Origin of the sequence: uncultured Flavobacterium sp. (assembly GCF_937967675.1) — a bacterium.
Classification (GTDB): domain Bacteria; phylum Bacteroidota; class Bacteroidia; order Flavobacteriales; family Flavobacteriaceae; genus Flavobacterium.
Genome location: NZ_CALBSN010000137.1, coordinates 18,604 through 27,871, shown reverse-complemented (window position 1 = coordinate 27,871; position 9,268 = coordinate 18,604). Strand labels below are relative to the sequence as shown.

General features: G+C 34.6%; 7 protein-coding genes. All 7 read left to right on the top strand.

Features of this window, described 5'->3' with window-relative positions:
- Positions 1 to 23: 23 nt before the first annotated feature.
- The 7 genes from Q0075_RS09390 (at position 24) to yidC (ending at position 9,256) form a co-directional block, all read left to right on the top strand.
- Positions 24 to 1,202 (top strand): AIR synthase related protein, encoded by a 1,179-nt coding sequence (locus Q0075_RS09390; RefSeq protein WP_297869295.1) that lies wholly within the window; start codon positions 24 to 26, stop codon positions 1,200 to 1,202.
- 72 nt (positions 1,203 to 1,274) lie between these two features.
- Positions 1,275 to 2,807 carry a glutamine-hydrolyzing GMP synthase gene (gene guaA / locus Q0075_RS09385; protein ID WP_297869294.1) on the top strand — a complete coding sequence of 511 codons (1,533 nt, stop codon included), beginning with the start codon at positions 1,275 to 1,277 and terminating at the stop codon, positions 2,805 to 2,807.
- Positions 2,808 to 2,915: 108 nt separating this feature from the next.
- A complete protein-coding gene (locus Q0075_RS09380; protein ID WP_297869293.1) occupies positions 2,916 to 4,640 on the top strand; it encodes a LysM peptidoglycan-binding domain-containing protein in 1,725 nt (574 codons plus the stop codon).
- The gene (locus Q0075_RS09375; RefSeq protein WP_111565601.1) at positions 4,640 to 5,044 is read left to right on the top strand and encodes an OsmC family protein; all 405 of its coding nucleotides are present in this window, start codon (positions 4,640 to 4,642) and stop codon (positions 5,042 to 5,044) included. Before Q0075_RS09380 ends, Q0075_RS09375 begins: the two co-directional genes overlap by 1 nt.
- Before the next feature lie 89 nt (positions 5,045 to 5,133).
- A complete protein-coding gene (locus Q0075_RS09370) occupies positions 5,134 to 5,361 on the top strand; it encodes a DUF3820 family protein (protein ID WP_291108712.1) in 228 nt (75 codons plus the stop codon).
- 342 nt (positions 5,362 to 5,703) lie between these two features.
- Positions 5,704 to 7,317 (top strand): CTP synthase, encoded by a 1,614-nt coding sequence (locus tag Q0075_RS09365; protein WP_297869292.1) that lies wholly within the window; start codon positions 5,704 to 5,706, stop codon positions 7,315 to 7,317.
- Between the two features lie 52 nt (positions 7,318 to 7,369).
- Positions 7,370 to 9,256 carry a membrane protein insertase YidC gene (gene yidC, locus Q0075_RS09360; protein ID WP_297869291.1) on the top strand — a complete coding sequence of 629 codons (1,887 nt, stop codon included), beginning with the start codon at positions 7,370 to 7,372 and terminating at the stop codon, positions 9,254 to 9,256.
- Positions 9,257 to 9,268 lie beyond the last annotated feature (12 nt).

The following is a 9,268-nucleotide window of genomic DNA, read 5'->3' as shown; positions in this document are numbered from 1 at the left end:
CACAACAACAACACACTACATTCATGAGTTCTGATACGAGCAAACGCTACAATTTAAGAGGAGTTTCGGCTTCTAAAGAAGATGTGCACCAAGCTATCAAAAACATCGACAAAGGCTTATTTCCACAAGCATTTTGTAAAATCATCCCAGATTATTTAACAAACGACGACCAATATTGCATCATTATGCATGCTGATGGCGCAGGAACCAAATCTTCCTTAGCCTATATGTATTGGAAAGAAACTGGCGATATTTCGGTTTGGAAAGGAATTGCTCAAGATGCTTTAATCATGAATATTGATGATTTATTATGCGTGGGAGCAACCGATAATATTCTACTTTCATCCACAATCGGAAGAAACAAAAATCTAATTCCAGGCGAAGTCATTTCAGCCATCATCAACGGAACAGAAGAATTGATTTCCGAATTAAAAAATCACGGAGTTACTATTCATTCCACTGGAGGTGAAACTGCCGATGTAGGTGATTTAGTTCGAACTATCATAGTAGATTCAACCGTTACAGCTCGCATGAAACGCGCCGATGTGATTGATAATGCGAATATTCAAGCGGGTGATGTAATTGTAGGGCTAGCTTCTTTTGGTCAAGCTACTTACGAAAAAGAATACAATGGCGGAATGGGAAGCAACGGCTTAACTTCGGCTCGTCATGATGTTTTTGCCAAATATTTAGCGGAAAAATATCCAGAAAGTTTTGATGCTTCTGTTCCAAACGAATTAGTGTATTCAGGTCAAACTAAATTAACAGATGCTGTTAAAAATAGTCCAATTGACGCCGGAAAATTAGTGCTTTCTCCAACGAGAACGTATGCGCCAGTTATCAAAAAAATTCTATCAAAATACAATTCCAATCAAATTCACGGAATGGTGCATTGTTCTGGTGGTGCACAAACAAAGGTGCTTCACTTCGTTGATAACGTTCACGTGATTAAAGATAATTTATTTCCAGTACCACCATTATTTAAACTGATTCAAGAAAATTCTAAAACGGATTGGAAAGAAATGTACCAAGTATTCAACTGTGGACACCGTATGGAATTATACGTTCCTGCTGAAGTAGCACAAGAAATCATAGAAATTTCAAAATCATTCAACATCGACGCACAAATCGTTGGAAGAGTTGAAAAATCAGATAGCAAGAAATTAACGATTACATCCGAATACGGAACGTTTGAATATTAATCTGTAGAGACAAGTCATGACTTGTCTTTCTGTTTTTAATGAAATTAAAATTTACAACATAACAACAATAAAATGCAACACAACGTATTAATTTTAGATTTCGGTTCGCAATACACCCAATTAATTGCCCGAAGAGTAAGAGAATTAAACATTTTTTGCGAGATTTTTCCATTCGATAAAATTCCAGCAGATTTATCATCATACAAAGCCGTAATCTTAGGCGGAAGTCCATGCTCAGTTCGTTCTGAAGAAGCGCTTCATCCAGATTTATCTCAAATTAGAGGGAAATTACCATTGTTAGCCGTTTGTTACGGAGCACAATATTTAGCGCATTTCTCAGGTGGAGAAGTAGCGGCTTCCAACACAAGAGAATACGGAAGAGCAAACCTTTCTTACATCAAAGAAAACGAAGTGTTTTTAGAAGGTGTTTCTGAAAATAGCCAAGTTTGGATGTCACATTCGGATTCAATCAAGAAATTGCCAACAAATGGTGTAATGATTGCCAGTACAAAAGACGTGGAGAACGCAGCTTATAAAATAGAAGGGGAAACGACTTATGCAATTCAATTCCACCCAGAAGTTTATCATTCTGTAGATGGAAAACAAATGTTGGAAAATTTCTTAGTGAAAATTGCAAAAGTGCCTCAAAATTTCACACCAAATGCTTTCGTAGAGGAAGTAGTTGCCGAAATGAAAGCTAAAATCGGAAACGATAAAGTAGTTTTAGGACTTTCGGGTGGTGTAGATTCAACTGTAGCAGCGGTTTTATTAAACAAAGCAATTGGAGAAAACTTATATTGTATTTTCGTAAATAACGGATTATTACGTAAAAACGAATTCCAAAATGTACTAAATCAGTACAAAGGAATGGGCTTAAATGTAAAAGGAGTAGATGCTTCGGCACGCTTTTTGGGTGCTTTAGCAGGGTTAGATGATCCAGAAGCAAAACGTAAAGCTATTGGAAAAGCGTTCATTGAAGTTTTTGATGATGAAGCACACCAATTAACCGATGTAAAATGGTTAGGTCAAGGTACGATTTATCCTGATGTTATTGAATCGGTTTCGGCTACTGGCGGACCTTCGGCAACAATTAAATCGCATCATAACGTTGGTGGATTGCCTGATTTTATGAAATTGCAAGTAGTAGAACCTTTACGAATGTTATTCAAAGATGAGGTTCGTAGAGTAGGAAGAAGTTTAGGAATCGACGAAGAATTATTAGGTCGTCATCCATTCCCTGGACCAGGATTAGCAATTCGTATTTTAGGCGATATTACACCAGAAAAAGTAGCTATTTTACAAGAAGTAGATGCGGTTTTTATCAACGGATTAAAAGAACACGGTTTGTACGATAAAGTATGGCAAGCAGGAGCCATCTTATTACCAGTAAATAGCGTAGGAGTAATGGGCGATGAGCGTACCTACGAAAAAGTAGTAGCGTTACGTGCAGTAGAATCAACCGACGGAATGACAGCGGATTGGGTACATTTACCGTATGAGTTTTTAATGAAGATTTCTAATGAAATTATAAATAACGTTAGAGGTGTAAATAGAGTGGTGTATGACATCAGTTCGAAACCGCCTGCAACGATAGAATGGGAATAAAATAAATTTTAATTCAATATATAAATTTCAATAGCAAGTATTTTTATTCTATTTTTACAATATAAATTGCTATTGAAATTTTTTTATTTTTAAATGGTTAAGAGTATTATGAAAAGAATAGTTTTTCTTATTTCTTTATTTCAAGTTTTTACTTTGCAGCTTCAGGCACAAATAAAGCACGTGGTTGCTAAAGGAGAAACGGTTTTTCAAATTGCTAAAAAATATGAAGTAACGCCATACGATATTTATCGTTTGAATCCAGATGCAAAGGAAGGTGTTAAAGAAAATGTAACTTTATTAATTCCAAAGCCATCCACAGGAAAAGTTATAATTCATGAAGTGGGAGAAAAAGAAACACTTTACGGAATTGCAAAAAAGTATAATGTAGCAGTTGCTGATTTAGAACTATGGAACAAGTCTACTTTAGCATTAGGTTTGAAGAAAGGACAGCAAATATTTGTTTCAAAACCTACGGTATCACAAGTAAAAACTTCAACCGTTTCTGAAACAGAGGTTAAGCCAAAATGGGTTGTTAAACCAAGACAATCGAATTATGAAGTGCAACCCAAAGAAACACTCTACAGTTTGTGTAAAAAATTCGATATTAATCAAGAAGAATTAATTAAATTAAATCCCGATTTACAAGACGGTTTGAAAATTGGAATGATTTTAAAAGTACCATCTAACGGAACAGGAGCTTTTGTTTCAAGAACTAAAGATTCAGTTTTAGTAGCTAAAAATAAAGTGAATTTGATAGCTTCGGTAGATAAATCAAAACAAAAAAACATGGTGTTGTTATTACCTTTCAACATGGCTAAAATTGAAACGGATTCGGTTAAAACCAAAACAGAGCAATTAAAAACGAATAAATTCTTAAACCTTACTTTAGATTTTTACGCTGGTGCTCAAATGGCGATTGATTCCGCAAAAGTGTTGGGATTACCTGTAAATATTAAGGTTTACGATGTAGAAAGTACGAAATATTCATCCAATGTAGCTTCTATTATTTCAAAAAATAATTTTGAAAATGTTGATGTTGTAGTGGGACCATTTCAAAAATCAATTGTAGAAACAACGGCACAATTGTTAACAAAATATAATGTTCCCGTGATATCGCCTTTGTCAAAAGAACGCGGTTTACCAATGGATAATTTATATTACTCGATTCCCTCAGAAGATTTATTGAAAGCTTCGATGTTTAACTATTTCAAAGAGAAAAATGGAAATGTAGTAGCAATTATCAGTTCAAAGAAAATGACTTCAAAAGAATATATTTCGGCGAATCATCCCGAAGTGAAGCATGCAGCATTTAACGATAAAGGCGCTTTAGATGTGGTACTTTTGAAAACACAATTGGTAAAAGGACAAAAGAATTTTGTGTTGATGGAAATTGAAAAAGCCAGTACCATTTTGAATATTACCAATATTTTAAAAGGATTACAAAAAGAATACGATATTCAGTTAGCGGTTTTCGAATTGTATGATGCGTTGAATTTTGAGGAAATTCCAATGAAAAATTTAACCGATTTGAAATTGTTATTCCCTTCTACAACTAAAGTAGCGGAAACTCCTGAAGAGAAGATTTTTGAGAAGCAATTCAAGAAAATCAACAATATATATCCAAACGCTGCGGCTAAAAAAGGTTTTGATGTAACTTTTGATGCGATGTTGCGTATTTGCCAACCAGAAGGTTTTGTAAAATCAGCAGCAACAACCAAAACAGAATATATTGAAAACGCATTTGATTATAGTTCAAACAACGGAATGATTACCAATAACGCAACGTATTTATTGTATTACGACAGCGATTTAACGATTAAACAAGCACAATAATGGCAACTTCAAAAGTGACCTACTTAGGTGATTTACGCACCTCTTCGATACATTTACAATCGGGTTCAGAAATTATTTCGGATGCACCACTTGATAACAACGGAAAAGGAGAAGCTTTTTCTCCAACCGACACTGTTGCCAATGGATTAGCCAGTTGCATGTTCACCGTTATGGGAATCAAAGCGCGCGATTTAGACGTAGATTTCTCAGGTTCAACAGCAGAAGTAACCAAAATCATGGGAACCGAACCAAGAAGAATTACAGAAATTCACGTAACTTTCCATTTCTCCATCAACCCCGACGAAAAAACAAAAACTATTTTGGAAAGAACAGCCATGACTTGTCCTGTTTTTTATAGTTTACATCCTGATATTAAAAAAGAAATTGTTTTTAATTGGAAGTAAATAGATAAAAGAACAAAGATGAAAGAGAAAAGGATATAGACGGTTTTAAAAAGTCTTTCTTCTTTTCTCTTTTTTCTATCCTCTCAAAAATGACCAACCACGAACTCCTCATCAAACTCGCACACACTAAAATGCCATTTGGCAAATACGAAGGCTATTACTTAATCGACCTTCCAGAGTATTATGTGGTTTGGTATGCTAATAAAGGTTTCCCAAAAGGGCAATTAGGCGAACAATTAAAATTGGTCCATGAACTCAAGCTAAACGGCTTAGAAGAACTCGTTCGAAACATCCGCAGAAACTTTCCAAAAAAGTAATTTTTTTTGCCACAGATTAAAGGATTTTCACGGATTACCTTTTGTTAATCTGTGTGATACTTGTTTGTAAAGTTTTGTTTATATCACAAGAAACTTCTCAAAAAAATAAAATATTTATACAGTTTAAAATTATTAATCCGTGTTAATCTGTGTAATCCGTGGCTCTAAAATTTCGTTTTATTAAATATTTTGACTTTTCGTTGTTGGATAGAATATTGTTTACAATTTAATTACAAAATTGATACATCGACTAATTGGCACATTGACTAATTAGTATTATCTTTGCACGATTTTATTACAGATAAAAGATAGTTATCGCAACAACAACACAACAACAACACAATGAACCAAACTAAGTACATTTTTGTTACCGGAGGTGTGACTTCTTCATTAGGAAAAGGAATTATCGCAGCTTCGTTAGCCAAATTATTGCAAGCCAGAGGATATCGAACGACCATTCAAAAGTTTGACCCATACATCAACGTAGACCCAGGAACATTAAATCCTTACGAACACGGAGAATGTTATGTAACAGACGATGGAGCCGAAACGGATTTGGATTTAGGTCACTACGAGCGTTTTTTAAACGTTCCTACCTCTCAAGCGAACAACGTAACTACAGGAAGAGTGTATCTTTCGGTTATTGAAAAAGAGCGTAGAGGAGAATTTTTAGGAAAAACGGTTCAAGTGGTGCCTCATATCACAAACGAAATCAAGGAACGCATGCAGTTACTTGGAAAATCGGGTGATTATGATATTGTAATTACTGAGATTGGAGGAACTGTTGGAGATATTGAATCATTGCCTTACATCGAGTCAGTTAGACAATTGATTTGGGAATTAGGTGAAAATAACGGAATCGTTGTTCATTTAACGTTAGTGCCATATTTGGCTGCTGCCGGAGAATTGAAAACGAAACCAACACAACATTCAGTAAAAACCTTAATGGAAAGCGGAATCAAAGCGGATATTTTAGTGTGTCGTACAGAACACGAATTGTCGCAAGATTTACGTCAGAAATTAGCGTTGTTCTGCAATGTGAAAAAAGAAGCGGTAATTCAATCGATTGATGCGTCTACTATTTATGAAGTTCCAAATTTAATGTTGGAAGAAGGATTGGATAGAGTAGCTTTGAAGAAATTAGATTTACCAGAAAAAAATACTCCAGATTTAAATAACTGGAACGAGTTCTTATTTAGATTGAAAAATCCAAAGCACGAAGTAAACATCGGTTTGGTTGGAAAATACGTAGAATTGCAAGATTCTTACAAATCGATTTTAGAAGCGTTCATTCATGCTGGAGCGGCTAATGAGACAAAAGTGAATGTCATTTCGATTCATTCGGAGTATTTAGATGCCAATTCGGCAGAAAGTCAGTTGAAAGATTTAGATGGTATACTTGTTGCACCAGGTTTTGGCGGTCGTGGAATTGAAGGAAAAATCGACACGGTTCGTTATGCAAGAGAAAATAACATTCCGTTTTTCGGAATTTGTTTGGGAATGCAAATGGCAGTAATTGAATATTCACGTAACGTTTTAGGTTATGCGGATGCCAATTCAACCGAAATGAATGAAAGTACTGCTCATCCAGTTATTAATTTAATGGAAGAGCAAAAGAATATTGAAAATAAAGGAGGAACTATGCGTTTGGGCGCATGGAAATGTAGCATAAAAGAAAATACGTTGGCACAAAAAATCTATTGCAAAACAGAGATTATGGAGCGCCACCGTCACCGTTATGAATTCAATGGTGCGTATTTAAACGAATTAGAGAAAGCAGGATTAGTAGCTTCAGGAGTAAATCCAGATACGAAGTTGGTAGAAATTGTTGAAATTCCTACACATCCTTTCTTTATCGGCGTTCAATACCATCCTGAATATAAAAGTACAGTCGCTAATCCGCACCCACTTTTTGTGAGTTTTGTAGCCGCTGCTGTACAACATAAGAATAAATAAGTTGTTAACTTAATACTCCCGATAACTATCGGGACTGAACACTAATAATTAGATGGAAGAAAAAAAATTAGACCTTAATTCGATTATCGGATTTGTATTGATTTCTGGAATTTTAATTTGGATGTTATATTCTAACGCTCCAACACCAGAAGAATTAAAGGAAAAAGAGAAAAAAGAGCAAGTTGAAAAACAAGCCAAAGAAGTTAAAACCGTAACTTCTACTGTTGCCGCAACGCCAGTAGCAGATTCTACTAAAAATGCTGCAGCTCAAGCGCAATTAGGTTCGTTTGGATATTCTGCAACACTTCCATCAGCTACTGATGCTGTTACCGAAATTAAAAATGAAGTTTTATCGCTTAAAATTTCGAACAAGGGTGGTTACATTACAGAGGCAACGATTTTAGGATTTGATCAATTTGAGAAAAATTCGAAAAAAGCAGTTCAAATTATTAAAGATAACAATGCTTCATTAGACATTGCTTTAAATACAACGGATAACAGAACCTTGCATACAAAAGACATGTATTTTGAACCTAAGTTAACTACTGAGGGTAAAAATCAAGTCTTAACGATGCAGTTAAAAGCGGGTCCAGATCAATTTTTAGAATATCGTTATGTATTGAAACCTAACGAATATATGTTAGACTTTGCTATTCGTTCTCAAGGATTAGAAAAAGTAGTAGATACTTCAAAACCATTGGATTTAGAATGGCAACTAAAATCATACAGAAACGAGAAAAGTGTTTCGTATGAAAACAGATATACTGAGTTAGTTTTCGAATATGAAGATGGAAAAGACGATTATTTAAACGCTGCAAAAGATTCTGAAGATGAAGCTAATGACGTTTCTTACATCGCTTTCAAACAACATTTGTTTACCTCTATTTTATTAACAGATACAAAATTCAAAACAGCTAAATTCAAATCAGATAATTTAGTTGATGATGAAAAAGTTGACACCGTTTTTACTAAAAATTTCACCGCTCAAGTCCCTTTAGAATTTAAAAATGGCGCTTTAAACTATAATATGAATTGGTATTATGGTCCAGCGAAATATGAAATTTTAAATGGTTACGATAAAAATCTTGACGAAATCATGCCATTAGGTTGGGGAATTTTCGGATGGATTAACCGTTACATTTTTATCCCAGTTTTCGGATTTATTTCTGCTTTAGGAATTGGTTACGGAATTGCGATTGTTTTGTTTACGATTTTAGTTCGTATTGTAATGTCGCCAGTTACTTATAAATCCTACTTGTCACAAGCAAAAATGAAGGTTTTACGTCCTGAAATTGCAGAATTGAATGAAAAATTCAAAGACAATCCAATGAAGAAACAACAAGAAACAATGAAGTTGTATTCTAAAGCTGGCGTGAATCCTATGGCAGGATGTTTACCAGCTTTGATGCAAATGCCTATTTTCTATGCGTTGTTTCAGTTCTTTCCATCGATGTTCGATTTAAGACAAAAATCATTCTTATGGGCAGACGATTTGTCTTCTTATGATAGCATTTATCAATTGCCTTTCCATATTCCATTTTATGGAAGTCACGTGAGTTTGTTCCCAATTTTAGCTTCTATAGCAATTTTCTTCTACATGAAAATGACAACAGGTGACCAAGCGATGAGTACACCACCACAAGAAGGTATGCCAGATATGGGTAAAATCATGAAAATTATGATTTATATTTCCCCATTAATGATGTTGTTCTTCTTTAATAATTATGCGTCTGGATTGAGTTTGTATTACTTTATTTCTAACTTAATTACTATTGGTATTATGTTGGTTATTAAAAACTACATTGTGAAAGAAGACAAAATTCACGCTCAAATTCAGGAGAATAAAACCAAAGAGAAAAAGGAAAGTAAATTCCAAAGAAAAATGCGCGAAATGATGGAGCAAGCAGAAGCTCAAAAGGCCGCACAAAAGAAAAAATAATTTTATCTAAAT